The 26,444-nt window shown below is 59.1% G+C and carries 15 protein-coding genes; 10 read left to right on the forward strand and 5 right to left on the reverse strand.

The features are described from left to right. Nucleotides 1-10: 10 nt before the first annotated feature. The 4 genes from G3M56_RS08705 to G3M56_RS08720 all read left to right on the forward strand — a co-directional run bounded on the left by G3M56_RS08705 (nt 11) and on the right by G3M56_RS08720 (nt 9,827). Complete coding sequence (locus tag G3M56_RS08705) at nt 11-2,203, forward strand: hypothetical protein (RefSeq protein WP_164363469.1); 2,193 nt, start codon at nt 11-13, stop codon at nt 2,201-2,203. 68 nt (nt 2,204-2,271) lie between these two features. Then, nucleotides 2,272-5,085, forward strand: coding sequence for a DUF4175 domain-containing protein (locus tag G3M56_RS08710; RefSeq protein WP_164363466.1), 2,814 nt, complete (start codon nt 2,272-2,274; stop codon nt 5,083-5,085). Between the two features lie 3 nt (nt 5,086-5,088). Then, the gene (locus G3M56_RS08715; protein ID WP_164363464.1) at nt 5,089-5,670 is read left to right on the forward strand and encodes a DUF4159 domain-containing protein; all 582 of its coding nucleotides are present in this window, start codon (nt 5,089-5,091) and stop codon (nt 5,668-5,670) included. Nucleotides 5,671-5,771: 101 nt separating this feature from the next. Next, nucleotides 5,772-9,827 carry a HEAT repeat domain-containing protein gene (locus G3M56_RS08720; protein ID WP_164363462.1) on the forward strand — a complete coding sequence of 1,352 codons (4,056 nt, stop codon included), beginning with the start codon at nt 5,772-5,774 and terminating at the stop codon, nt 9,825-9,827. A 163-nt stretch (nt 9,828-9,990) separates the two neighbouring features. On the opposite strand, the gene G3M56_RS08725 is transcribed toward G3M56_RS08720, so the two are convergent. From G3M56_RS08725 to G3M56_RS08735, 3 genes are all read right to left on the reverse strand, one after another. Beyond that, nucleotides 9,991-13,146, reverse strand: a complete 3,156-nt coding sequence (locus tag G3M56_RS08725; RefSeq protein ID WP_164363461.1) for a DNA polymerase III subunit alpha — start codon at nt 13,144-13,146, stop codon at nt 9,991-9,993. A 162-nt stretch (nt 13,147-13,308) separates the two neighbouring features. After that, entirely contained in the window at nt 13,309-14,931 is a 1,623-nt protein-coding gene (locus G3M56_RS08730; protein ID WP_164363459.1) for a DNA polymerase Y family protein, read from the reverse strand. A 135-nt stretch (nt 14,932-15,066) separates the two neighbouring features. Beyond that, nucleotides 15,067-15,741 carry a hypothetical protein gene (locus tag G3M56_RS08735; protein WP_164363458.1) on the reverse strand — a complete coding sequence of 225 codons (675 nt, stop codon included), beginning with the start codon at nt 15,739-15,741 and terminating at the stop codon, nt 15,067-15,069. Nucleotides 15,742-15,958: 217 nt separating this feature from the next. Here G3M56_RS08735 and G3M56_RS08740 point away from each other — a divergent pair, with 217 nt between their 5' ends. From G3M56_RS08740 to G3M56_RS08760, 5 genes are all read left to right on the forward strand, one after another. Then, nucleotides 15,959-16,276: a septum formation initiator family protein gene (locus tag G3M56_RS08740; RefSeq protein WP_164363456.1), complete on the forward strand. Its 318-nt coding sequence runs from the start codon at nt 15,959-15,961 to the stop codon at nt 16,274-16,276. A 289-nt stretch (nt 16,277-16,565) separates the two neighbouring features. After that, nucleotides 16,566-18,230 carry a GspE/PulE family protein gene (locus G3M56_RS08745; RefSeq protein ID WP_164363454.1) on the forward strand — a complete coding sequence of 555 codons (1,665 nt, stop codon included), beginning with the start codon at nt 16,566-16,568 and terminating at the stop codon, nt 18,228-18,230. Between the two features lie 147 nt (nt 18,231-18,377). Beyond that, a complete protein-coding gene (locus G3M56_RS08750) occupies nt 18,378-20,054 on the forward strand; it encodes a GspE/PulE family protein (RefSeq protein ID WP_164363452.1) in 1,677 nt (558 codons plus the stop codon). Nucleotides 20,055-20,239: 185 nt separating this feature from the next. Further along, nucleotides 20,240-21,508 carry a type II secretion system F family protein gene (locus G3M56_RS08755; protein WP_164363450.1) on the forward strand — a complete coding sequence of 423 codons (1,269 nt, stop codon included), beginning with the start codon at nt 20,240-20,242 and terminating at the stop codon, nt 21,506-21,508. A gap of 168 nt (nt 21,509-21,676) precedes the next feature. Next, on the forward strand, nt 21,677-22,258 hold the full coding sequence (locus G3M56_RS08760; RefSeq protein ID WP_164363448.1) for a type II secretion system protein: 582 nt from the start codon (nt 21,677-21,679) through the stop codon (nt 22,256-22,258). Nucleotides 22,259-22,540: 282 nt separating this feature from the next. On the opposite strand, the gene G3M56_RS08765 is transcribed toward G3M56_RS08760, so the two are convergent. Both G3M56_RS08765 and G3M56_RS08770 read right to left on the reverse strand, forming a co-directional pair. Next, nucleotides 22,541-23,977 (reverse strand): hypothetical protein, encoded by a 1,437-nt coding sequence (locus G3M56_RS08765; protein WP_164363446.1) that lies wholly within the window; start codon nt 23,975-23,977, stop codon nt 22,541-22,543. Continuing rightward, the gene (locus G3M56_RS08770) at nt 23,940-24,770 is read right to left on the reverse strand and encodes a ParA family protein (RefSeq protein ID WP_164363444.1); all 831 of its coding nucleotides are present in this window, start codon (nt 24,768-24,770) and stop codon (nt 23,940-23,942) included. Before G3M56_RS08770 ends, G3M56_RS08765 begins: the two co-directional genes overlap by 38 nt. Before the next feature lie 280 nt (nt 24,771-25,050). On the opposite strand from G3M56_RS08770, the gene G3M56_RS08775 reads away from it, so the two are divergent. Beyond that, nucleotides 25,051-26,400 (forward strand): PTPDL family protein, encoded by a 1,350-nt coding sequence (locus G3M56_RS08775; protein ID WP_164363442.1) that lies wholly within the window; start codon nt 25,051-25,053, stop codon nt 26,398-26,400. The last annotated feature ends 44 nt before the right edge of the window (nt 26,401-26,444 follow it).

A 26,444-nucleotide genomic window follows, 5' to 3' on the forward strand; every position in this document is an offset into this window, starting at 1 on the left:
TTTTTCCTGTATGAATCCGGTTTTCTCATTGGTCTATCTGGTTCCGCTGACGCTGCTGCTGGTCATCGGGGGCGGGTGGTTGTGTTCGCGGTCGGCCGCCAAAGCACCGCGTGGTGTGCGTCGGACGCTGGTGGTGATGCGCGTGGTGGCGTTGATGGCGTTGTGTGGGTTGTTGTTCAACTTTGGAGACTGGCGCAAGGTCAGTGCCGACCAGCCATCGGTTTGGGCGGTGATGATGGACGTTTCCGCGTCGATGGACGTGGAGAACGGCGAGGGGAAGCGGATTGAGAGCGCTCAGCGGGATTTGCAACAACTGCAAGCCCGTGCGGACGAGGCCGGGGTCACACTGCGGGTGGTCGAGTTCGACCAAGATAGCCGCGCCGCTGCTGATGACGTGGATGAGGTCGTGGCAGCTGGAGACGGCACCGACCTGATGACCAGCGCCGAGAGCTTGCTGGTAACCTGTGCCGCTGCCGGTGAGCCGCTCGACGGAGTGGTCGTGCTGAGCGATGGCCGCCAAACAAAGACTCCTGAGCGCTCTGATTTCGCGCTGCGTGCGCGCTCGATGAAGGTGCCATTTTTCGGGAGAGTGATCGGCGGCGCGCATGTGGTTGACGACTTGGAGCTGCTGGTCGTTCGCAAGACGGTGACCGCATTTCCCGGGCAGACCTTGCAGATCCCGGTGGCGGTGCGCTCGTACGGGTTTGCCTCTGCCGTCGAGGCTGGGATTGAGTTGGTCAATGAAGCGGGTGAGGTGATGCAGGAGGGGAAAGTGGTCATCGAGCCGAACGACACCGCAGTTCACTCATTTGCTATTCAGGCGCCGGACGAGTCGAAGCTGTGGTCGGTTCGGTTGAATGCGCTTGCTGGAGATCAGCGTACGAATAACAACAGCTCGGCTGTGCGGGTGCGGGTCTTGAAGGACTCTGCGAAAGTGTTTTTGGCGGAAGGCGCTCCTTACTGGGACAGCAAGTTCCTGGCGCAGTTGTTGCGGCGTCAGCCCCACATGGACGTGCAATCGGTGCACCGACTCAGCGACAGCCGATGGTTCACGGTTGGGAGCGGCGAGTCCGAGGCGCATGAAAACGCCAGCAGCAGCTTTCCGTCTACCGCTGAGCAATTGGAAGCTTATGATTTGATTGTGTTCGGCAAGAACTCGGAGCATTTCATCACTCCGGAGGTGGCTTCGTTGTTACGGAGTTTTGTGCGTGACCAGGGGGGCGCGGTTTTGTTTGCGCGGTCCAAGCCGTATTCAGGATCCCTGCCTGAGATCGAAGCGCTCGAGCCGGTGGTATGGGCGGCGGGCAGCACGAATGAGTTTGCTTTGAAACCATCAATCGATGGTGAAGCTTCCGGGTTGTTTGGCGAGGCGTTGCCTGCGGCGGATTCGCGGGTGTGGGTAAGTTTGCCCGATCTGAAAGATGCGCACCGCATCGACAGGGTGAAGCCATTCACCCGTGTGTTGGCGCATGGCGAGGTTTCCGGTTCGCGGTTCCCGCTGTTGATGGTGCGTCGCTACGGGCAAGGGGTAAGCGGGCTGGTCAATGCCGACGGGTTGTGGAAGTGGGACTTCTATCCGGAAGCCCGTGACATGGGCAACATGTACCAGGAGTTCTGGACGCAGCTGATCCACTGGATGCTCTCGTACTCCGAATTCCTGCCGGGCCAGCAGTTGTCGTTGCGGGTTTCTTCCGACTCTGTGATGCCGGGGGATCCGGTGGCGGTGCGTATCGGCTACCGTGGTGGAGATGCGTCGATTGAGCCCAAGCTGGTGGTGGAATCGGATCAATTGAGTCAGCCATTGATCGTCCAGCCCGCCGCGGAAAAGAGCGAATCGGGACGCCGTGCGTGGAGCGCGAGCTTCACTCCGGACGTGCCGGGTAACTACTACCTTAAGCTTGATGCCGGCGATCTGGCATCGCCCGAGGTGTTGGTCAGCGTTGCGCCACCGGTGGGCGAGCTCGACGAGTTGAGTGCCGACCCAGAGTTCCTGCGCACCTTGTGCGAATCCACGGGTGGAGCGCTGATCGATCACGATGGCTACGATCAATTCCTTGCTGATTCCGTGGTGGCTGGCGACGTGGTGGCCGGCGACCGCGGGGTGGTTTGGCACCCTCATTGGATGCTCTGGTGGTTACCCGTTCTGCTTACCTTGTTGCTAGGATCGGAGTGGTTCCTGCGCCGCCGCAACGGCTTGCTCTGATTTTCCCGATCACCGCGTAAGATCCTGCTATTGCGCTCTCACTTTCAAATCCCTGCGTTCTTATTCCTATGTCACGATTCACCCACAGACTTAACCAACTGCACCGCCGCCGTCGCATCGGTCGATTGTGCCTTGGTGGGATTCTGTTGTTGTTATCGGTGTTGTTGATGGCCGCGGGGCACGGGGCGGTTGATTATGTGTATGCTTTGTCTTCCGGTGCCCGGGTGGCGATCAACTGGAGCATTGCATTGGCTTTGTTCATTGCGCTGATTGGCGTTTGCTGGTGGGGCTTGGCAACACGTCGGCGTGATGTGGCGGCGCTGGCGGATGAAATGAGTGGGGACTCTCGGATGCGCGCAAGTGCTGCGGTGGATCTGGAGGGAAAGGAAGCCGAGAGCCCGATGAACCGCTATCTTCTGGAGCGTAGTTTGGAGTCGGCTGCTGATGCGCTGGAAGCATTGCCTCGGCGTGCGATGTGGTCGTTGCGCGGGATGACCGTTGCCGCGTTGGTGACGGCGGTCGTCGTGGGGGCGGGTTTTGCGTTCCACCATCTGCGGCCGGACGTGTGGTCGGTGTTGGCGGCCCGCGTGCTGACACCCAATGCTGACGTGCCTCCATACAGCCCGTTGCGCTTTGCTGTGACTCCTGACAAACCGGCCGCAGTGTATGGTGGTGAGGCGGTGGTGGGTGTGACCATCAGCGGCGGAGAGATTGATGGTGATGTCGTGTGTTTGGTGCGTCGTGGGGCTGGTGAACGGGTGGATCGTTTGCCGGTTTATCGTGAGGCGGGTGGAAGTTACGCGCGGAAGTTTGAGAACACGGTCGAGCCATTTGAGTTTTCGTTCGCCTGTGGCAAGGCGCGTAGTGCTTGGTATGGCTTCGACGTGCTGATGCAGCCAAAGCTTTCCGGTGTTCGGGTTAGGGTCACTCCGCCGGCCTACACCGGAAAGGAAAGCCGGGAGTACCCACTGGATGAAGCGGTGGTGATGGTGGAAGAGGGTGGATCGTTGCGGTTGGAAGTCGCGAGCAACCGACCACTGGCAGGTGGCAGGATGGTTTTTGAATCCGCCGAAGGATCCGAGCGAGGGGCGACTCCCGGGCTTGTCGATGGCGTGTCGATTGGGGATCAGATGATCGCTTTCGAATGGGACGTTCATCGTTCCGGCAATGCGGTGGTGGATGTGGAGGACATCCGCGGCACGGGCATGGCCTCGCCGTTGAATGTGGAAGTACGGATGATTCCCGACCTGGCACCGGTGGCCTCGATTTCCTCACCGCAGCGTATGGCGTTGGCGACTCCTCGCAGTGTGTTGCCATTGAAGGGAGAGGTGGAGGACGACCACGGCTTGGCGAAAGTGAACCTGATCCGTTCCTTGGTTGGATTCCGTGACCGCGCGCATGCGGTGGATGGTGTGGGTGAGACCAATGTGTTTGATCTGAGTCAGCCGATTGATCTTGGGAAGGTCGGTGTGGAACCCGGGCAGGAACTTGAGTTCTATCTTGAAGCGGCTGATCGCAATCCGTCGTTACTTGGTGTTGGGGTTTCCGAAGTGGTACGGGTGCGCATCATCAGCGAGGACGAGTATGCCGAGCGTTTGCGGGCGAAGATGAAGCTTGAGCAGTTCACCGCGCGCTATCGTGTGTTGGCTCAAGCCTTGCGCGACGCGAAGGAGTCGTTGTCTGCGTTGCAGGACGCGATGAACCAAGGTGCTAGTGAGGCGGAGTTGAAGAAGTTGGCGCAGCAAGCTCAGGCGATGCAAGCGCGGGCACGCGAGGTGGCGTCCGACTTGGGCAATGACTTTGAAGCGTTCGCGATGGAAGAACGGCTGCGTGAAATTGCCAACCAACTTGCTGCCAAGTTGGATCAGAACCTCGACGATTTCGTAAACGCAGGCGCCGACGGAATGCCGGATGCGTCCGCTGTGTCGGCAATGCTGCAGCGGCTCGGGGTGATGGACCAGGCGGTCGAGCGGGTGGTGCAGGATGCGGAAGAACTACGCGCCGCCGGCCGCGTGATGGAAATGGCGGCAAAGTTCAAACAAATCCACCACAACCAGAAGTCGCTCGTCGAGCGGATCGGGCGGATTGCCAAGGAGCTGGCTCAGGGTAATACCGACAATGCCGCGCAGTTGGATAACCTGGCGCGCCTGCAAGAGAACAACCGCCAGGCCTTGATGCAGCTGGCCATTGACCTGAAGGCACGCTCGGACGAGCTGCCGGCAACCTATGCGTCGATGCAGGCAGAGGTCGGTCAGTTTCTTCAGGCACTTGAGGCGTTGGAGATTCCCGACGCCATGGACGCGGCGGCACGTCACGCCGCGGGTGGGAGATCGGGCGACTCGTTGGTCAACGCTACGCTGGCGTTGTCGTTGTTGGACCGATTGGTGAACCAGCCTGAGAATGGTTTCTGTCAGATGTGCCAGGGGAACAAACCTAGCTTCAATGTGAAGCCGGACGTGCAGTCGACCATGGAGCAGATGCTTGATGCGTTGATGGCGAAGGCGGGGAATGGCAGCGGTCAGGGAACCAAGCCCGGGCAGTCGGGCGGTGGTCCTGGCGGGGCTGGTGGCGATGGGTTTTCCGTGCAGGGCAATGGCGCGGACATTCCGGTTTACGGGCCGGAGCGGATGAACTTGAGCAACCCGTCGGGCGGCGCCGCGGGGCACAGGTCGCGAGGCGGGGCCCGTCTGAAGCCGGAGGTGGGGGATGAAGAACCCGACAGCCAGGTGGTGGTGGATGAGTTCCGCTCGCCTGGAACCGGTGGACTGCGCGACGAGCCGGTGCCCGACAAGTACCGCGACGCAGTGAAACGTTATTTTTCTCCGGATGAGAGCCGGAACAAGGGAGCGAAGGCTCCACAGAATCAAAACCAAAAGGACTAGAGTATGAGAATCAAACCATTGATATCCAGCATGCTGTTACTGGCTGTTGGTCTGGTGCCGGCAGCCGCCAAAGAGGGCGCGGTGCAGTGCGGTAACCTGATCTACGCCGGGACCAAGACCTCGCGTTGTTTCAGCGACGAGTTCCTGACGGTAGTTCAGCAGAAGACGAGCATTTCCACCGAGCGGCGGTTCAAGCCGGTAAAGTTGTCGTCGGATGAGTTGTTCAAGTTTCCGTTTGTGATCATGACGGGCGAGGAAGATTTCAACCTAACAGCCAAGGAACGCGAGAACTTGAAGAAGTATCTGGAAAACGGTGGCTTCATGCTGGCATCTCCGGGGTGCTCCAATGGTGCGTGGGCCGATGCCTTCCGCCGCGAGGTGAAGCGGATCTTCGGTGCGGATGCGCTGGAGGACATTGCGATGGACCATCCGGTTTTTAACACGGTGTTCAAGGTGAAGACCCTGAAACTCAGTCACGGCGGAACCGGCAAGATGCAAGGCGTGACCCTCAACGGAAAGATGGTCGTGGCATTTGCATCCGATGGCTTGAACGACACCTCCAATACAGAGGGGTGTTGTTGTTGAGGAGGGAATGAAATTGTTAACTCGGTCCGAGTTAATGCAAACATTCTCGCTTACGCGATCCTCCACTAATTGGAACCAACCCCTGACCACAATCCGCTTCGGTGATTTCGTCTTCGTTTTCCATTTTTCCCGCTGCGCGTGCCGCATTGGTCGGCGCGTGGCTGGGTGTTTCTTCTCTTGGCGCCTTTGCGGTGGATGGCTCCGCATCGCCCGTCGCCCGGATTGCCGCTGGTGAGGGCGAGTTCGCCGACTGGCAGCATGCGGTGAGTCGTCTCGGTGATACGGCATCGCGCGCCGAGCTCAAGCGGGCGATGGCGCGGCTTGAGAGGTTTCCCAAGTCCGAGTTGGTGGCGTTGTTGCAAGACGAACGGCTGGTGGTTCGTCTCGGCGCACTGGAGCTGCTGGAAGAGGCTGCAGGCGCCGACTTTGGATACAACCCATGGATGGCAGCGGGGGAAACGGAAACAACGCCCGCCAACCGCGAAGCACTGACAAGATGGCAGGCGTGGGCGGAGGACGATTCCCTGGTGCGTATCGGAGGTGCGTCGCTTTCCGACGAGCTGATGCAGGGCTACCTGCGGGACATCGTTTCCGGTGACGGCGAGCGGGCGCGGCGTGCGGTGCGCATGCTTGAGCCGCACGCGATGGCCGGGGTTTCGGCGATCCAACGGTTTCTAACCGATCACCCGGAGCTTTCATCGGGTGCCGTGCTTGATTTGAAGCAGGCTCAGTATCAACTCGTTTTGTTACGTGTTTCGGCGGGCAATGCAGCGGTCGTGGCCCGGCAATTGTCCAAGGGCAACCGCGACCAGAAGCTCGAGGGGCTTGGAGCGTTGCAAGAGTGCGGTGTGATGGCGATCCCGATCGCACGGGACTTCGTGAATGCGGAGGACGCGTTGATCCGAGAAACCGCGGTCGACGTGATTCTCGCCATTGGTGGCAAGTCGGTGATCCCTCTGGTGGCTCCGATCCTCGATCAGGAGACGGATGTGAATGTGATCCACGCGGTGATGCGGCGGTTGCAGAAGATCAAAGGACCGGAGGCGGTGCCGTTGTTGTGCCGTTATCTCACTCACGAGGACGAGGATGTGATCGTCTCGGCGATGGAGAGTTTGGTGAGTGTTGTGGGTGGTGGAAGTGATCCTTTCAGTAGCTCGAGCTCGCGGCGCGCAGAGCTTCCTGAGGATGCCTCGACGTCGGTGGTGGCGTTGTTACAAGATCCACGCTGGAGGGTACGCTCGGCGGCGCTCGAGTTGGTCGCTGCAGCTCGCATCGGAGAGGCTCAGGATGCGGTGATCGGTTTGCTCGTGGACGAGGATGAGTTTGTGCGTTCGTATGCGATCCAGGCGGTGGTCTCGATGCGGATGAGAGATGCGGCGCCAAAGCTTGAGCAGATGTTACTTAACGACGACGCGCTGGTGGGAACCGTGCTCAAGGCGATGTTGCGGATGCGTTTGCCGATCTCTCAGGAGATGATGGATCATGTGAAGAGCCGCGACGCTGATGTGATCGTGAGTGCTTTGCGGATGGTGGGGAGTAGTGAGGATGTGGTGGTGCTCAAGATGCTGGCGGAGTTTACCCGCCATGAAAATCTGGACGTGGCCTGTGCCGCGCTGCGGGTGATCGGGGACGACAAAGACAAGCTGCAGCACGATTTTGTAGTGCAGGCGGTACAGGATGCGCTCGACTCGGGAGTGAAGGAGAAGTTGCTCGCTGTGATCGGTGACTTGGATCTTGAAAAGCGCAGCCGCTCGTACTCGTCGTCGTTTCAGATGCCGGTGTACGATCCGAGTGTGAAGACGTCGCTCGACCCGCTTTACGATGCGTTTTTGAAACCGCTGGGTCGCGCCCAAGTTGCACCGGCGGTGGCGCGCAGTCGTCCGGCATCGTCGGCGGCACTGCAGGCGCTGCGCGACCGGGTGGCTGAGATCGCGACGCACTCCGAGGACGATGAGATCGCGTTCCGCTCGGCGTTGTTGTTAGCGCGCCATGAAGATGACCGCGGTTATGAGCTTTTGGCGGAGGGCTTCGAGGACTATCCGGTGAGCCGTCGGATTTTGGTGGCCGAGCGGTTGTACTCGCCGGATTCTGAGGCGGCGCTGCCGTTGTTCCGTAAGATGTTTGCCGACACCGTTGCGGACGTGCGATCGAAGGCGGTGAGCCGTGCCATCGCTGCGGATGAGAATCCGCTGCTGGTGAGCGAGGTTCTGGACCAGGTGACGGCGGACGACAAGTTGAGCGCGGAGGATCTCTACGGCTATGACTTTGAGCGGCTCGGGCGGCTCGGGCGGCAGCAAGGTGGAAAGCTGCGTATGAAGTCGTGGACGCGCGGTGTGTTGCGCTCGGAGTCGAGCCGGCGTGAGCTCACGATTCTCGCCCTAATTGGGATCCGCCATAGCATGGGAATCGATGGAGTTGAACTGTTGGAGGGCTTCACCCGCGACCCCGATCAATGGGTGCGGCGCGCGGCTTGGTTCTCACTGGCATCGGCGGACACCCGCTGGACTGCGGCCAATGTAGATCGCTTGCTAAAGGATGAGTCGCCACGGGTGCGGGCCGCGTTGCCGGGAGCCTTGATGGAAGGGAAAGGCTGGGTGCATTATTTTTCGGACAATTCCTACCAAACTCATTCTAATTCTTACTCATCGAGGCGCAATCGGCGGGCGCTTGAACCTGAGCTGGTGTCCGCCCTGAGGAACCTGGCCGCGAACGATCCGGATGAACAGGTGCGCTTTGAGTCGTGGTTCGCGCTGCTCAGCCTGCGGCAATCGGTCGATCTTGATGCCATGTTGCGTCTCATTGCCAAGCAACCCAAGGTCGCCGACGTGCCGGACCGATTGGGGGATTTGTTGGAGGATAATTACCGGTCGATGGGCAAAGGCATGCGCCCGTTGCTGGTATATGCCAACTTGGATCGGATCAGCTCATCGACCTTGCCCAAGGTGATGGCTCATTTTGCTTCTGACGAAGGGACGTCATTCAATGACTTTGAGTCGTTGGTGAAAGCGAACGAAGCCGGTGACGAACCGCAGCACATCGAGGTGGCGGATGAGGAGGTAGCGGAGCGTCAGCAGTTGCGGGTCGTTGTCTTCTACAAGCCGGGTTGCCGTGAGTGTGAGAAAGCGGAAGCATTGCTCGAGTCGATGAAGGCGGACTTCCCGCTGATGGAGATCGACCGCCGCAACATCCTCCAGCAGGAGAACACATTGCTCAATCAGGCGCTGTGCAACTCGTTTGAGGTCAGCGGCGCCGGCAAGGCTCCATCGGTCTTTACCCAGGGCGGTGCGGCAATCGCTCCCGCGGTGAAACCTCAGGATCTGGGGCAACTGTTAGCCCGTACCATGGAGATGCCGGATGACGCGCATTGGTATCAGATTGGCGACCAAGCCATGGCTGAGGCCAAGGTGGCGATGGACGAGTCGTTCTCCAACCTGACGCTGCCCTTGGTGCTGGGTGCCGGCTTGGTCGATGGCGTGAACCCATGCGCCTTCGCCACCATCATCTTTTTCCTGTCGTACCTGCAGGTGGCGCGCCGTTCGCCGCGGGAGATCTTGTTGGTTGGAGGCGCGTTCATCATTGCGATCTTCCTCACCTACTTTGCAGTGGGCTTGGTCTTCCACTCGCTGGTGGACTACCTCAACAACCTGGAAAGCTTCCGCTGGATCAAGAGCACGATGACGTATGTCTTCGCCGGGTTTGCCTTGCTGGTGGCTGTCATGAGTATGCGCGATGCGATCAAGGCCCGCCGTGGCGCGCTCGATGACATGAGCTTGCAACTGCCAGGCTTCCTCAAAAAGCGGATCCGCTCGGTCATCCGAGACCGCGCCCGCGCCCGCAACTACGTGGTGGCTGCATTTGTTTCCGGGATTCTGATTTCCTTCCTCGAACTGGCCTGTACCGGCCAGGTCTACGCGCCGATCATCTTCCAAATCCAACAGGGACAAGCCGATGCCGTGGCTTATCTGTTGCTCTACAACCTGGCCTTTGTGCTGCCGCTGCTGGTGATCTTCGTGCTCGCCTATCGCGGCATGACCAGTGCTTCTCTGATCTCCTTCCAGAAGAACCATACGGCCAAGGTGAAGTTCGCCATGGCGCTGCTTTTCATGGCGCTAGCGGTTGTGATTCTGTTCGGAGAGAAGCTGTTGACGCATGGGTAGAAAATAGAGAGCCCTCTGGTGATCTGGGGGCTCTTGCGTGTCTGGCATCTCGGCGGAGTGGGCGGTTTTACGTTGTTACGTGGTTAGGTTTTAGGGGGAGAGTGGTCGCTGCGCTCCGGTGGTTTTGTTGGCCGGACCGGAGACCGGCGGTCCGGGGGGGGGATCAGTGGAAGTCGTGGGATCTGGGGGCGGTGGTGGTTGGGGCGTCGAGGGGGTGGAGTTGTTTGGTGAGGATGGTGCGGACATTGCCTTCGCTGATTTGGACGAGGCCACGGGCGAGGAGGAAGCGCTCGCCGGTGATGGTGAGGCGCAGTTGTTGGAAGGTTTTGGCGGGGATGAAGAGATTGATGATACCGAACTCATCTTCCATCGAGACAAAGCAGTGACCGTTGGCGGTGCCGGGGCGCTGGCGACAGATAACCATGCCTGCGGTGGTAACGGGTTGGCCGTGGGGCATGTGTTGGAGCGTGGCGGATGTGGCGACTGGTGGTTGTGAGGTGTTGCGTCGCCAGATGGCCATGGGGTGCGGGCCGACGCTGTGGCCCTGGGTTTCGAGGTCGGCGTTGAGGCGGTCGCTGGCGTCCATGGCGGGGAGTGGTGGCGGGCTGGGGGTAGGTTCGGCGAAGGCGAGCATGCCCTGGGCGAGTGGAAGTTCGACCTGCCATTGGGCGGCGCGGCGGTGGCCGGCGTTGGGTAGTGGGTTGAGTGCGCCGGCTTTGGCGAGTTGGCGGCGGTCGTTTTTGTGGAGTCCTGTGCGGTTGGCGAAATCCTGCACCGACGTGAATGGGGCTGCGGCGCGGCAGTGGAGGATGCGTTCAATGGCATCGCGGCCGAGACTGCGGATGCGGTTGAGGCCGAGGCGGATGGATTGGTGGTCGATGACAGTGGTGAGGGCTTCGCTATCGACGACCGAGGGGGGGAGCACGCGGAGTCCGTGGTGTTTGGCGTCTTGGATCAGAGTGTTGACGTTGTAAAAGCCCATCGGTTGGTTGTTGATGATCCCGGTGTAGAACTCGGCGGTGCGGTGGGCTTTGAGCCAGCACGATGCGTAGGCGATGAGGGCGAAGGAAATGGCGTGCGATTCGGGGAATCCGTAGTGGGCGAACGAGCCGATGGAGTCAATGACTTGCTTTTGCGTGGGCTCGTCGATACCGCGTTCGGTCATGCGGTCGCGCAGCTTTTGCGTGATGGCGATCATGCGGTCATCCGAGTGCTTGAAGCCCATGGCACGGCGCAAGTGGTCGGCTTCCGAGCCATCGAATCCGGCGACGATCATCGCCATCTTGAGGACTTGTTCCTGGAACAACGGCACCCCGAGCGTGCGGCGTAGAATGGGTTCGAATTCCGGGTGGACGACGCTGACCGGTTCGTAGCCATTGCGTCGGTTGAGGTAAGGATGGACGAGGTCGCCGACAATCGGTCCGGGACGGATGATGGCGATCTGGATGGCGAGGTCGTAAAAGCAGGCGGGGCGCAGGACTGGCAGCGTGGCCATCTGCGCGCGGGATTCGACTTGGAAGGTGCCAACGGTGTCGGCAGCGCAGAGGAGTTGGTAGGTTTTTGGGTCGTCCTTGGGGATGGTGGCGAGGTTGACCGGGCGGCCGCGTTGTTGGCACAGGGTGAGTGTGTCCTGCATGGCTGCGAGCATGCCGAGGCCGAGCAGGTCGACTTTTACGATGCCTAGGTCTTCGCAGTCGTCTTTGTCCCATTGGACGACCGTGCGGCCGGGCATGGTGGCGGGCTGGAGCGGGACGATGGAGTCGAGTCCCTGGTCGCAGATGATCATGCCGCCGGAGTGCTGGCCGAGGTGGCGTGGGAGGCCGTGGATTTGGTCGAGCAGGCGCAGTAGTGCGGGGTGGCGTGGGTGTTCTGGCGGGATGCCGGCGGTGGCGATGGTAGCGACCAAGTGTTCGTGGCGTGCAGCGGCGAGATCCTCGGCGGTGGGCGGAACGTTGCCGGGCCCCAGATCTTCGGCGCGCGGGGACGATGCCATTTCCGCGAAGCGGTTGGCGATGGATTCCGGGAACCCGAGCACCTTGCTCATTTCGCGGAATGCGGAGCGGGCGCGGTAAGTGATGACATTGGCGGTCATGGCCGCACCGCGTGGGGCGAAGCGGTTGAAGACGTGTTGGATGACCGATTCGCGGCGGGCACCCGATGGGAAGTCGATGTCGATATCCGGCCAGGACTGGCGGTTCTCTGATAAGAAGCGCTCAAAAAGGAGGCCGTTGTTGACGGGGTCGACGCTGGTGATGCCGAGTGCATAACAGACAGCGGAGTTTGCGGCCGAGCCGCGTCCCTGGCACAGAATGCCCTCGCCGCGGGCAAACTGCACGATCTCGTGGACGATGAGAAAGTAGCCGGAGAACCCGAGCTGGCGGATGAGTTTGAGCTCGTGCTCGATCTGGGATTTGACGCGTCGCGTCAGCGGCTGGAAGCGCGAGCGCAGGTGGGCGTAGACGCGGCGTCGTAGTTCGGTGGCTTCTTCATTTGGGCTCAGAGGGTTGCCGCGGGCATCGGGCAGTGAGGGGAAGCGGTAGCCGAGCGATTCGAACCCGAACTCGACGCTGTCGATGATGCGGCGTTGGTTGTCGATGGCGTGCGGGTGGTCGGCAAAGAGCGCGGCCATTTGTTGCGGAGACTTGATGTGCCGTTGTGAATTGGCGGCAAGCAGACGGCCCGCTTGGTCGAGTGTGGTGTGGTGGCGCAGGCAGGTGAAGGCATCGCCGAGCAGGCGCTCGGCCGGGCTGGCGAAAAGCGGTGCGTTGCAGGCGACGGTGCGCACGCCCAAGTGGTCTGCCAAATCGGTTAGCAGACGGATGGTGCGGTCTTCTCCGCGGATGTGGTGGCGGACGAGTTCGATGAAGAAGTGTTCGCGGCCGAAGTGGTCGCGCAGCTGAGTTGCGAGTTGGAGGGCGCGCTCCTTGTTGTTAGCTGCGAGGGCGCGTTGGATTGGTCCGTCGGCATCGCCGCTGAGACAAGTGATGCCTTCTGGAGTAAGCGTGGCGAGGTCGTGGTGCGGGCGGTCCAGAGGGTCGCTCAGATGGTGGCGGCTGAGAAACTGACAAAGCGATTGGTAGCCGGTGCGGGTGCGGGCGATGAGCGGCAGATGGGTGCCGTCTGGCAGGGTTACCGAGGTGGCGACGATGGCGCGGATGCCGTGTGCCTTTGCCGCGCGGTGGGCACGGGGCGACCCGAAAAAGCCATCGTGGTCGGCGATGGCGATGGCGGGGTGACCGAGCTCCGCGGCGCGGGCGACGAGAGCTTCGGGCTGGCTGGCTCCGCGGAGAAAGGAAAAGGCACTGCGGGTGTGGAGCATTTGGGGTTAAGTTTGCTAGTTTTCAGATTTCAGTTTTCAGTGGGTGGTGGACGGGTGGTTTTAGGTGGTTAGGTTTTATGTTTTAGGTGGGGTAGGCGGGGATTTCCGATTTTCTGTAACCGACCCCAGATCCCCAGTAACCAGTAACCAACCTCCAGTCCGTTAGTAGGTGCCGGCGAGGTGCCATTGGTGGTTGTGGTGTGTGATGCGGACGAGGGATTGGCGTGGGAGTTCGACGTCCCATTCGGTGTGGTGCCAGCGGGAGGTTGGGTCCCACCAGTGGCCGGAGATGAGAGTGGGGCCGCGGCGGGCGCGGATGGCGCCTGTGACGGGGCCGGATAGGACGGCGGTGGGAACCGGGTGTGGTGAATTGGGCGTGGATTCGGTGGCGACGGTGATAGGGATGGGCGGACGGAAGCGGCGCAGGGGGATGCCGCAGGTCATTTCGGGGGTGAGCTCGGGTTGTTTCATAGCCGGCTGATGGAGGAACCAGGGGCACGCGGACGCGGTGTCGGGGCGGTGGCTGTTGTCGGTGACGGGAGCGCCGATGCGGCCTTTACCGAGGAGTGCTTCGAGTTTGGTCAGGGTGATGGCGAAGCGCGCTGGATCCTTGAGGGCTCGCTCAAAGAGTTGTTGTTGCTTTGCAGAGCGGACAACGGGTGTGGCGTCGAGTGTGACGCCGCTGATCGGAGCAGAGGCGGTGAAGGATTCGAGGTGGTAATGGAGCGCGTCGAGTAGGTGGCTGCGGTTGGCGGTGGGTTCGGGGAGGTTGATGGTGTGTTCGTATGGCGGGCGTTGGGCGGACTCGTAGTGCAGTGCCAGGTGGAGTTGGGCAACGTGCTGGTGGGAGGATTCGAGGCGGGCGCAGACGGTGCCGAGCATGCGCCCGAGCAGGAAGAGTAGAGGTTCTGTGTCGTGGATGGGGAACTCGAGGTCGGTGTGACGGGCTAGGGAGTCCGCCGGATGGAAAAGCTTCAGCAAGCGGCAGTGACGTGCGGTCAGTGTGTCGTGAAGCCAGGCGGCGGCGCTGCCCAGACGGTCGGCGAGACCGGTGCGTGGGAGGGCGGTGAAGTCACCGATCGTGCGCAGCCCCCATGAGAGAAAGAGCGAGGTGAGTTCGGCAGCGGTATCGGATGGAATGCCACAGTATTCCAGGAGACCTGGTAGGTGGCTGATGGGAATGGGAGAGAATTCCGAGGGATTGGTAACGGCTGCTGCTTGGGGGGTGCGTTGTTGGTATGGATTGTAGGTCGTGGCCAATGGCGGGCCCGCGGTGGCGGCGAGCAGTGCCAGATCCGGTGTGGTGGCGATGGCCAGGTGGATGGGTAGTCCGAGGCGGGCGAGGACGGAGTCGATGGCGTGGGTGGTCCAATCGCGCGGGGAGCGCAGGGCGTCGGGCAGGGTGGAGAGGTCGGCAATGACGGAGCCGGTGGTGGTGGATTCCAGGTCGGGAGAAAGATCGTTGGCGGCGGCCAGCAGGGCGAGATGGGTTTCTTTTTCGAGGTCGGGGCGACGGGTGAAGAGAATGAGTTCGTCGGGACAGCGGGCGAGCGCGCGGGTGGTGGTCATACCGGGCTCGATGCCAAATTGAGTGTGGGCGAAGTCATTGGCGTGGAGGACGTGGGCGCGGTCGCGTTGGCGCTCGGTGGTGGATTCGGGGTCGTCCAGGTTGAGCAGGACGACTGGTTGGTCGAGGAGCACGGGGCGGTGGTGATCGTCCCAATCGGATTCGGTGTGGATCCGGACAACAAGGGGGAGTTGCGGGATATGAATCGCGGCAAACATGGGGAGCGGGAGAAATGGGAGATTTGAAATGGGGAATCTGAAATGGTGGCTAGGTCGCGGCGATCCTGGGCTGGGATGTCGATTCTGCGTTTGCGGGACCGACCCACCAGCGGTGGCGGATTTCCGCGTGTCCCATCAGGCGCGGAGAGCGGGTTGGGTGGTGGCGGCTTGGGATTCCAGCCACGGGGTGGTGAGAAGCTCGCTGCGGTGGTGGAGATCGTGGTCGATCCCGTGAGGCGGGCTGATGGTCAGGCGTTGGGTGGCAGCGGGGATGAGAGGCTGTGGCGTGAGGGCCACGACGGAGCAGCCTGAGTCATCGATGAGTCGGCGCAGGCGGTACCAGAGGGTGATGGGGATCTTGCGCAGTTCGGCAGGCTGGGTGAGGCTGAAGTCGGCGATGACTAGTGGAAGGTTGGGGTCGCGCAGGACGATGTCGCAGGCGTTGATGGCTTCCGTGGCGGAGTGGCAACGAAGCCACAGAGTGCGTTCAAGTTGAGCCGGTGGATAAGAAGCCGGGTTGAAATGGTCTGCCGCATCGACAAGAACGGTGTGAGGCAAAGGCGCGGGGACTTGGGTATGTGTGGCGAGCAGCGCGGCGATGGCGAGTCCGTGGCCTGAAGGGACGGGCGATGTGGCTTTTTGCGCTGCCGTGCTGCATTCGATCAGGCAGCTGGCGGGCAGTTGCTGCGCATTGAGTTCAGCGGTTTTGGTTGGAGGGGCTGGTGTGTGGTCGACTTGATGGCGTGCCATTGGGAAGCGCTCACCGAGGGTGGAGCGGAGTTGGTCTAAGATGGCGCGCTTTTGCTGCATGATTTAAATATGTTCAAATGAACAGTAAATCAAAAGCAGCCAGATGGAAATCAGAAAATGGGGGCGAGTCGTTGGGTTGGCTGGTGCCGGTGGCTGACGGGGAGTGATTTATGAAGGCACTCCTTAAGATAAGTTGACTAGTCTCAGCGGATTCCCTAGATTTCAGCACATGGCGAGCAGCAACAGGAGACGAGACAGATCAGGAGCGATTGGCGGAGTGCGCCGACGTTCCGGAGGTGCTGTATGGGGTTATTTGTGGGGGATTGCCAAGTTTGCGCTGGTGGTGGGATGTATTGCCCTTGGGGTGGCTCGTTTTTTACCGAAGCGCGAGGCGGACGAGCGCAGCAAGCAGGCGTTGGCCGAAGTGGAGAAGGAATGTGCGGAGTTGCGAGCACAGGCGGCGAAAGAGAAGCGTGTCACCGAGCGCCTGCGCTATGATGACGGGTATCTCGAAGTGGTGGCTCGTGATCGCTTGAATTTGCAGAAGCCGGGTGAGCAGGTGATTCGATTCAACGAAGTGCCTCAAGGGGAGTGAGATTTAGGAGTGGGGAGACTTTCCACGCTCTTGCAGGTATGATCCGTTCGTTGTCACGGGGTTGCCTGTGATGTGGCGATCTGTGCTGTATTGCTGATTGATTTTCGGCTGCATTTGGGCGGTGAAAATCTTTCAAAAGATTTTGTTCACAAGGGTTGACATCTTGCCCTGAGCTAAGCAGTCTCGGGGCTCCCGCGTCGGGTGCTGAGCGATGGAGATCCCCGTGGAGGGCGTATTTCCAAGGCACTCGATCCACGTTCTTGTATACCCTGAAACAAAAACATTCCCCGTGTATTCCAACGACGACTTTTTGATCGACTTGCTCCGTGATTCTGGACGAGTCAGCCAGTTAGATATTGATGAGGCGACGGCTGCCGCCAAGGGGCGGAACACAGCACTCGACGGATTGATCGAGAAAGGGTTGGTCTCCGAGAAAGAGGTGGCGCAGTTGTGCGCCGAGGAAGCTTCGATGCCGTTTGTGGATCTGGCGGAGACGACGATTGACCCGAACGTGGTGCACCTGATGGATACCGAGGTGGCCGAGCGTTACAAAGTGATGCCTCTGGGAGTGGATTCCGATCGACTGGTAGTTGCGATTCCTGATCCGTTTGATTTCGAGGTGCTTGATTCATTGCCGCACGTGTTGTCCAAGGAGGTGGACTTCTGGTGTGCCGCGCCGTCTGCGATCAATCAGATGCTGACGGATTTGTTTAATGTAGGTGGTGGCGGTGAGAGCCAGAGCCTTGATCAGTTGATCAGCGGTGAGAGCGACGACAGCGACAACGCTCCGGTGATCAAGATGGTCTCCGAGATTTTGGTAGATGCCTTCAAGGTGCGTGCGTCCGATATTCACATCGAGCCACTCGAGCGCAGCGTGCGTGTGCGTTATCGTATTGATGGTGTGTTGCACGAAGTGGCGAGCCACCCGCGCAAGTTGCTTTCGGCGATGATCAGCCGGATCAAGATCATGACCGGCTCCATGAGTATCGCCGAGAAGCGCTTGCCTCAGGACGGCCGGATTCAGCTCAAGATGAGCGAGACCGACCTCGACTTGCGTGTGTCTACCATTCCGACCAACCACGGTGAGAGTGTGGTGATGCGTATTCTCGACAAGAGCAACCTTTCGATTGGTTTGCCTCAGCTTGGCTTCTTTAGTGATGACCAGGAGGCCTGGGAGAACTTCATCGGCCTTCCGGACGGGATCTTGCTGGTGACTGGTCCGACCGGTTCCGGTAAGACCACCACGCTTTACGCTTGCTTGAACCACATCAACCAGCCGGACCGTAAGATCATCACCGTGGAAGATCCGGTGGAATACCAGCTCTCCGGGATCAACCAGGTGCAGGTGAAGGATGAGGTCGGTATGGACTTCTCCGCTGCACTACGTTCGATTCTGCGTCAGGCACCGAACATCATCATGATTGGTGAGATTCGTGATGCGGAAACAGCTAACATCGCGATCAACGCCTCGTTGACCGGTCACTTGGTATTCTCGACTTTGCACACTAACGATGCACCGAGTGCGATTGCCCGATTGGATGACATTGGGGTGAAGCCGTTCCTTATTGCGAGTTCGTTGCGTGCGGTGCTGGCCCAGCGTCTGGTGCGTAAGCTTTGTGAGCACTGCAAGCAGCCGGCTGTGCTGACGGAGGCTGAGATCCGCGGTCTGGGCGTGGATGCCGCCCAACTTGCCAGCGCCGACGTGATGGGTGCCTGCGGTTGTGACCGCTGCCGCAATTCAGGTTACAAGGGCCGGATGGGTGCATTTGAGATCTTCAAGGTGGACGACCAGGTGCGCCACATGATCAACGAAAACTTGAGCACGCCGCAGTTGCGTCGTCGTGCACGGGAGTTGGGAATGCGCACCATGCGTGAGGACGGCATCCGTAAGGTGCTTAGTGGAAGAACCACCGCCTCGGAAGTGCTGCACGCCACAATGTCGGACGACCGTTAAGCTACTCGCATTACGTAAAAATAAGAACCAAGTAGCTGACAAATAACTTTATAGGAAGTTCGTCGGTCGGCGGACGAGGGCTTCCAAGAATTCATCACAGGGTGCAGCGGCACTCATAGATCACCGCCGAGGATATACCCCATCATCATGAATATCGACTACCTCATCGACCTGGTTTCGGCACGAGGCATGCTGGACGATCAAGTCGCCTCCGAAATCCGCGAAGAGTACAACAGCGGCGGCGGAACGGCCGATCCTGCCGAGATTTTGATCAACTATGGAGTGATCGAAGAACGCGATACGCTCTTTGCATTGATTGCCAACGAACTCGGCGTCGAATATGTCGACTTGGAAGGTTTCCAGGTGCCGGAAGCGTTGATTAACCTGATCCCTGCGGGGATGGCCCGTTTGCACGGTGCGCTGCCGATTGGTGCGTCCGGCGAGGGGTTGAAAGTGGTTTTGACCGACCCGCTCAACCCGCAGGTGGTTGAGGATTTGCGCTTTGCTCTGGGGCAGGAGATTCAGATTGCCGTGGCCGACCCTGAGTTGGTGGAGAAGCAGCTCGATAGCTGCTACGCCGTGGATGGCGAGAGCATGGACGACGTGCTCAAGGAGATCAGCGCCGGTGGCGAAGGCTTGAGTGATGCGGAGTTGGAAGCAGAGGCAAACTCGGCACCAATCATCCGTTACGTGGACCTGGTGTTGTTCAACGCTATCAAAGAACGTGCATCGGATATTCACTTCGAGCCATTCGAGGATGACTTCAAGATTCGTTACCGCGTGGACGGTGCGTTGTATGAAATGGCGCCACCTCCGTTGCACTTGGCGTTGCCGATTATTTCCCGCATCAAGGTGATGTCGAACATGAACATCGCCGAGCGCCGTGTACCGCAGGATGGTCGCATCATGAAGACCATTGGCGATAAAGAGGTCGACATGCGTGTGTCGAGCTTGCCGACCGTTCACGGTGAGAGTGTGGTGCTTCGTGTGTTGGACCGCTCGTCGGTGAATCTGAATCTGGAGAACCTCGGGTTGCCTGATGAGTTGTTCAACTACATTACAGACACGGTGCAGAAGCCGAACGGCATCTTCATTGTGACGGGGCCTACCGGTGCCGGTAAGACCACTACGCTTTACGCTGCGTTGCGTCGGATCAACACGATCGATAGCAAGCTTCTGACTGCCGAGGATCCGGTGGAATATGACATTGATGGAATTGTGCAAGTGCCGGTGAACGAGGGCATTGGTTTGACCTTCCCTCGTGTGTTGCGTGCCTTCCTGCGTCAGGACCCCGACCGAATCATGGTGGGGGAGATGCGTGACGTGGCCACTGCGCAGATTGCGATCCAGGCATCGCTCACCGGTCACTTGGTGGTGAGTACCCTTCACACCAACGACTCCGCTGGTGCTGTGACGCGATTGGTGGACATGGGTTGTGAACCATTCCTGGTGGCGGCCACCCTTGAAGGGGTGTTGGCTCAGCGACTGGTGCGAACCATTTGTAAGAAGTGCCGCACGCCGTACGAGCCGAATGAGGCAGTGTTGAGTCAGCTCGGCCTGTCACACCACGAGTTGGGTGACAAGCATTTCTACACTGGTAGCGGATGTGATGCTTGTGGTCAGACCGGCTACAAGGGCCGGAAAGGTCTCTATGAATTGCTCGACATCACCGACCCGCTTCGCGAACTGATCACCGAGCGCGCTCCTACCGTGGTGCTGCGACAGAAAGCGATCGAGTTGGGAATGCATACGCTGCGTGAGGATGGCCTGCGTAACATTTACGACGGACAGGTCACCATCGATGAGGTGCTGAAGTACACCTAGAAGACCCGGTAAATCGATTTGCTCAATGTGCCGGCCAGTCGGGTGATTTGCGCCTGATTGGCCAGGTTCTGAGATTTCTTAATTTGCAGTTGGCAAGCATCTTGATATTTACAACACTCCGATCCCATCACCGGGTCACCGGCGTGTAATTTTTTCCCTCTCCCAAAACAACTAGACACCCCCTTATGGCACAATTCGAATACACTGCTCTCGACGCGAAGGGCGCCGAGACCACCGGCGTGATTGAAGCCGCGACCGAAGCCGACGCGCTGAATCAGTTGCGTGGCAATGGATATTACCCAACCAAGATCGCTGCCGCTGGAGCGGGAGGCGGATCGAAGGGGGCAAAGAAGAAAAAGGGCGGAGCAAAAGCCAAGGGGGCTAAGGCAGGTAAGACCGGTGGCCGCATCAAGTCGAAGACCTTGATGATTTTCACCCGCCAGCTTGCAACGCTGATTGATTCCGGTTTGCCGTTGATGCGTGGTCTGACCGTGCTTGGCAACCAGGAGCCGAACCCAGTGCTGCGTGCTACGATTAACAATCTGGCAGACTCGGTGCAGACCGGTGCGACATTCTCCGAGAGTCTGGGTGGCCATCCCAAGATTTTCAACAAGCTCTATGTGAACATGGTCAAGGCTGGTGAGCTGGGCGGTGTGCTCGAGCTCGTGTTGACCCGTCTGGCCGACTACCAGGAGAAGGCGGAAAAGCTGAAGAACAAGATTGTTTCCGCGATGATCTATCCGGTGATTGTGATGTTCATTGCGATTGCCATCGTGTTCTTCCTGATGTTGTTCATCGTGCCGAAGTTCGAGCAGATTTTCGAAGAGATGCTTCCTGGCAAGGAATTGCCAGCACTGACTCAGTGGGTGATGAACTTGAGTCAGGCTACAGTTGATTACAAGTGGCTGATTCTCGGGGGCGGTGCGCTTGCAGTGGTTGGCTGGAAGGCCTGGTCTGCAAGCAAGGGTGGCCGCGCCACTATCGATGCCGTAAAGTTGAAGTTGCCGGTCTTTGGTGACGTGCAGCGCAAGAGTGCGATCGCTCGTTTCACCCGTACGCTCGGCACCTTGGTTACCTCCGGTGTGCCGATTCTCCAGGCGTTGAATATTACCCGCGAGACTGCAGGCAACGTGGTGCTTTCCAATGCAATTTCGAAAGTGCACGACGCGGTGAAGGAGGGTGACTCCATCGTCCAGCCGCTTGAGGCTTCCAAGGTGTTCCCGCCGATGGTGATCTCGATGGTGGACGTGGGTGAGGAGACTGGTCAGTTGCCTGACATGTTGCTCAAGGTTGCTGATGTGTATGACGACGAGGTCGACAACGCGGTGGGTGCGATGACCTCCTTGATCGAGCCGATCATGATTGTGGTTCTTGCTTTGATTGTGGGAACGATCGTTCTCGCTCTCTTCCTGCCACTGATTGCCATCATCGAAGGTATGGGGCAGGCAGCCTAAGGGCTTATGTTTTCCAAAATCAGCCGACGCGCCCAACCCTGGGTTCCGTCGGCTGATTGCTTTTCAGCGCCAGGGGCTGGCTCGGCCAGGGGATCATTGGTAGAATCCCCCAGTCAGAGTCTCTCTAGGGCCTCCAAATAATTCACTACGAATACCCTCCAAAAGTTTATGAAGTCTTATCCATTTGTCTCTTCGCGCCGCCGTCGTGCGGGGTTCTCCATGGCTGAGTTGTTGGTCGTGATGGCGATTCTCGCCATTTTGATGACTCTCACATTCTCCGGGATCTCTATTGCGAACAAGAAGCAGCGCTCCACAAAAACAGAAGCTCAGATGGCGGTGTTCAAGGCCGGGCTCGAGAAGTTTAAATCGGATCACGGCGGATACCCGCAGATCACTGATGCGGAGGAGGGCTCCAAGTTGCTCTACGCAGCACTTTCCGGTGATACGAACTACGATGGTGAGTACGATAAGTCGGACAAGAACCTCGATTGGCTCAATAATGGAAAGAAGAGCAATCGCCGCGCCAAGAGTTATGTTCCAGAGCTCCTCGCTGGTGGAACGAGCAATCAGGGTTGGGTGGATGAAGATTACTACATCATCGATGCCTTTGGTGAGCGCATTCGTTATGAAGCCGATGTGAACTCGCGTCAGATGTGGAATGCTCCAACCCACTACGACCTCTGGTCGCTGGGAACCAACAATCTTGAGGAAGAGGAAGAAAACCAGGATAAGTGGATTAAGAACTGGTAAGAGCTTTTTGTATTATCGGCGCGTGTTGCAGGATATCTGTAACACGCGCCGATTTTTTTTGTTCGTTGCGAGGGTGCTACTAGATCAGCGGAGCCCGCGCAGAATGCTGAGCCTTGAACAGGTGGGGCTGGTATAGATCCGGGGGCGTTTCGTGAGGGGGCGTATGTCTTGAGGTGCGGTTATTTGGAGTGACGGTGTCCCCACCGTCTTGTGGAGAGGGGGGTAGAGCAAAAGAAAAGCGACGCTTCGATGCGTCGCTTTGGTGTATTGTGTGGGCTCGTTTTAGTCAGCAAGCAGGCTTTGAAGCGTCTCGCTCAACATACTTGCGTGTTGGCGGTCGACTGGCTTCGAGGTGATGCCGGCTACGATGAAGATGCCTGCATCGGTTCGCACAGGGACGACAGCGAGTTGTTTTTCCTGCCATGCAGTGTGCGCCGCGCGATGAGGATACTGCTCAGGTCGTGGCTGCTGATCGGTTGCGATTCCCTCAGTGGCCCGGAGGAATGCGGTACCCAGGGTGGCGGCGGCTGTGCTCATGGCGAGGTTATTGGCGCGGCCTGTTTGTTGGTTGCCTTGATCGTCAACAAGCACAGCGTTTTCCCAGCCAATGTACTCTTCAGTCCACTCAGTGAACCTGCGTAGGCTGCCAACTCTCTGTTCATCAGAGGTGGTCGGTGAGCTTTCTGGCTGTGGTGGTTCCGGTGTGGTGGCTGTGCCTGGAGTCTCCTTGTCAGCTGGCGCTGGCTTGGAGTCCTGACGATTAGCTGTCGGCTCGCTTTTCGCGGGCATCTGAGGCTCAGGCTTCTTTGGCTCGGCAGCTTCAGGCTTCGGTGTCGCAGGTTTTACGGGTGGCTGAACCACCTTGGAGACTGGGAGGGGCTGTGGAGCTTTTGGAGCCTCCTCGGTTTTCTTTGTGAGTTTCGGCTGGGGTGTAGTGGGGGCTGTTGGTTTGGGCTTCGGCTTGCCAATGAGTTGGATCTTGGGGCCCTCGGTGGTGGGCTTTGGTCGATCCGAGTTCGAGGTGCTGGCTGCTGGTGCGGGCTTTGGAAGTTTAATTCCGGCGAGCGACTTCTTGCGCGGATCTGAATCTGGAAGTGATCCTTTGGTTGGCTGTTCCCGCGGTGGCGCAGTTTTTGGCTCAGGCTGCTTGTTCGCTTTTGGTACAGGCGTCGATGCGGGCGCCGACGCGGGTGTCTGCGCTGATTGCTTCGCGGCTGGTGTCGCAGGGGAGCTCTCGTCTGGCTTGACCTGTGTGGGCTTGTCCGCATCCGGCTTGATCAGTGGTGCGGTCGGCTTGGTGGTGGTAGCTGTTGGAGTGGCGGCTTGTGGCGCAGTCTCAGACGGGGACTTGAACTTATCGAGTGTGCCGCGCAGGTTGTCGATCACTTCCTTGGCCAGAGTGTCTCGCTTGAGCGCGATGGGCCGCGCCGGGGCACCAGGGAAGCCCAGGGCAGGCTGCGGGGCCGGTGCCCGCTCAGGTGCGCTTTCTGCTTGTGGTTTGGAAGCAGCCGCTGCCGGTTTTCCCGCCTCTGACTTCTTCTGTTCTTGGGCTTCCGGGAGAGGTGCGTCGGTGGACGCTGCGGTTTTGCGGAAGCGCGCCCACCACTCTTCCGAGCTCAGGTCGTCTTCGTGGGGCTTGGATTCACCGATCAGGGATTGCATGCGCTCCCGAGTCTTCGGGTCAATCCATGAGCTGAGTGAGTTGTTGTGCTGCGTCATCTGCTTCGGTGAGGTTGAGTGAGGGTTCGAGTTCGGCTGCGAGTTGGTCAAAGACGAGTGCGGCCTGTGGTGGGTTTTTGCCGATCATTCCGACAGGAATCCCTTTGGCGCTGGCTTCGAGGAATGCTTTGTCGCGTGGGACGATGGTTTGAGTGACGGTGCCTTTAGGGGTCAGTTCGCGCAGGTCGCGCACAGCGCTGAGGCTTTCTTCGCGATCGTGGCTGACCATGTTGAGTGCGATGCCGCTAAGCTGGAAGCGCGCTCCGCGTTGACGCAGGCGGTCGAGCGTCTCGATAATGAGCGGGAGGCTGCGCAGTCCGAGTGGTTCGGCCTGTTCGACGACGAGGATGCGGTCGCTGTTGGCAAGCACCGAGCGGGTCACGGGACCGACGCCAGCGGGGGTGTCGATGACGATGACGTCGCAGTCGATGGATGAGAGGTTGCGGATGAGCTTGCCGAGCTTTTGCTTAGTGGCATCGGTGTCGAGGCTTTCTTCAAGATCGAAGTCGCACTGGCCGGTGGTGAGAACGCGTAGTCCGGCGAGGCGTGTGGAGAGGACGAGCTTCTCTGGCGACTCGTCCTTGCGCAGAGCGTCATAGAGGCCCTTGCATTCCTTGGCTCGGCGTGACAAGGAGAGGCCGATGGACCCTTGGGTGTCGGTGTCGGCGATGAGTACTCGCCATCCGCGCTTGGCGAGTGAGTAGGCCAGGTTGATGGCGACGGTGGTTTTTCCCACGCCACCTTTTTGGCTGGTGATGGCTAAGATCAAAGGCGAGGTCGAGTTCTGGCTCATGAATGGATGAGTGGCTGGTCGGTGCGTGTCACTTTTGGGTGAGGGTGGGGGATTTACGGGTGATGTAGTAACGCGATCCGCTCACCTTGGCAATGCACGATAGCGTCGGATTGATGGGGTGTGCGGTATTGCATGAGCAGGAGTGGAGGCTGCGACCTAAGCGAGGGTGATTTTTACCATTTCTTGAGTTGCCAGAGTGAAGACCCGTTGGCTAGGTTTTCTGATATTTGGAGGCCAAGCGACTCCGTGGTAGAACCTTTTCTCCATCCCATTAGCACTCATGACCAGAAACATCTTCAAGAAGCAAATTCCGTTGGCAGCATCGGCCGTGATCCTCATGCTGGGTTCCGCTTGGGCGGACACCGTGATCCTTAACGATGGTACGAAGTACGAAGGTAACGTGCTTTCTGAGACGGATGAGAAGGTGGTGATCCAGGTGCGTGTCGGGGGGATTCTTGATGAGAAGCACATCCCTGCCAGTGAGGTTCAAGGGGTGGTGATGCAAACACCTGAGCAGAAAATGTGGGAGAAGAGCAAAGTTACTTTGCCGACTCCCGACCTGAGGGGTGTGGCTTATTACGATGAGTTGATCGACGAGAAGCTGAAGCCGTTCATTGCTGAGTTCCCGACCGGCGTCCACATCCGTGAGGCCAAGTTGCAGCTTGAGACGCTCGAAGGAGAAAAAGAGAAGGTCCAGCAGGGTGGTGTGAAGATTGATGGTCTCTGGCTTTCTCCTGAGGAGTACGAACAGCGCAAGTACTGGATCGACGCCGAAAAAGAGCTCCTTGAGATGCGCAATCACGCCGATGAGGGCAATATCGTGAGCGCGCTGCGGACGTTTGATGCATTGGAGAACGAGTACCCGGAAAGTGGTGCGTTCGCGCAAGCATTGACCGAAGTGCGTCCGGTGCTCGAGCGTTACGATCGCGAGTTGCGTGCGGAGATCGACCGTGGCCTGACTCTTGACGACCGTGTGCGAGCCGCTACCGGGTCGCTCAGCGGCGCGGAAAAGCGTGTGACCGAGGCGACCATTCGCCGGAAAGCCGAGCTTGCTGAGAAGCGCACCGAGCGCGAGAAGAAGCAGGATGTGAAGTGGTTGACTCCTAACGAGTATGACAACCGGATGCTCGGAGATATCCGTAAGACGGTGAAGAGTGAGTTGGAGCGCGTGATCGAGCTGAATCCTGCAGTGATCGAAGAACGTGCCGAGCTGCTTCAGCGTATTGAGAAGACTCTTTATGAGGGACGTCTCGATACCGCAGCCAGCTTGATGGAGCGCCATGAGGCGAAGTTGGATGATTCGGAGTATCTCGAAGAGCTCGCTAAATTGGAGGAGCGCCTCCGCAATGAGCAGGCGAGCCGTGAGGAGGCCGAGGTCGTGATGGAGGTGGACAAGGAGAGTATTGCCAAGGCTGCTTCTGAAGCTGTGGAAGCCGAGAAAGATGCCGAAGAGGCTGCTGCCGCTGAGGCAGAGGAAGAGGTGCAGGAGGTGAGCGGCTGGGGTGACGCTGACGCGCCTAAAGAGGGAGAAGAGGGTGGATTCAGCATGGTGACTGTTGGAATCGTCGTTTTGTTGCTGGTGCTTGCCGGAGCGGTGTTCGCGAACATCAAAAAGAAGAATGAGGACTAACGCGGGGCGTTGATAGATTTGAGCCGCTGGTGGATTCGGGATAA

This window comes from Sulfuriroseicoccus oceanibius, from assembly GCF_010681825.2.
GTDB classification, from domain to species: Bacteria; Verrucomicrobiota; Verrucomicrobiia; order Verrucomicrobiales; family SLCJ01; genus Sulfuriroseicoccus; species Sulfuriroseicoccus oceanibius.

What these genes read in the sequence shown, in the direction of transcription:
- G3M56_RS08705 (WP_164363469.1), top strand. Translation starts at nt 11, where the DNA reads ATGAATCCGGTTTTCTCATTGGTCTATCTGGTTCCGCTGACGCTGCTG.
- G3M56_RS08710 (WP_164363466.1), top strand. Translation starts at nt 2,272, where the DNA reads ATGTCACGATTCACCCACAGACTTAACCAACTGCACCGCCGCCGTCGC.
- G3M56_RS08715 (WP_164363464.1), top strand. Translation starts at nt 5,089, where the DNA reads ATGAGAATCAAACCATTGATATCCAGCATGCTGTTACTGGCTGTTGGT.
- G3M56_RS08725 (WP_164363461.1), bottom strand. Translation starts at nt 13,146, where the DNA reads ATGCTCCACACCCGCAGTGCCTTTTCCTTTCTCCGCGGAGCCAGCCAG.
- G3M56_RS08730 (WP_164363459.1), bottom strand. Translation starts at nt 14,931, where the DNA reads ATGTTTGCCGCGATTCATATCCCGCAACTCCCCCTTGTTGTCCGGATC.
- G3M56_RS08735 (WP_164363458.1), bottom strand. Translation starts at nt 15,741, where the DNA reads ATGCAGCAAAAGCGCGCCATCTTAGACCAACTCCGCTCCACCCTCGGT.
- G3M56_RS08750 (WP_164363452.1), top strand. Translation starts at nt 18,378, where the DNA reads ATGAATATCGACTACCTCATCGACCTGGTTTCGGCACGAGGCATGCTG.
- G3M56_RS08755 (WP_164363450.1), top strand. Translation starts at nt 20,240, where the DNA reads ATGGCACAATTCGAATACACTGCTCTCGACGCGAAGGGCGCCGAGACC.
- G3M56_RS08760 (WP_164363448.1), top strand. Translation starts at nt 21,677, where the DNA reads ATGAAGTCTTATCCATTTGTCTCTTCGCGCCGCCGTCGTGCGGGGTTC.
- G3M56_RS08765 (WP_164363446.1), bottom strand. Translation starts at nt 23,977, where the DNA reads ATGACGCAGCACAACAACTCACTCAGCTCATGGATTGACCCGAAGACT.
- G3M56_RS08770 (WP_164363444.1), bottom strand. Translation starts at nt 24,770, where the DNA reads ATGAGCCAGAACTCGACCTCGCCTTTGATCTTAGCCATCACCAGCCAA.
- G3M56_RS08775 (WP_164363442.1), top strand. Translation starts at nt 25,051, where the DNA reads ATGACCAGAAACATCTTCAAGAAGCAAATTCCGTTGGCAGCATCGGCC.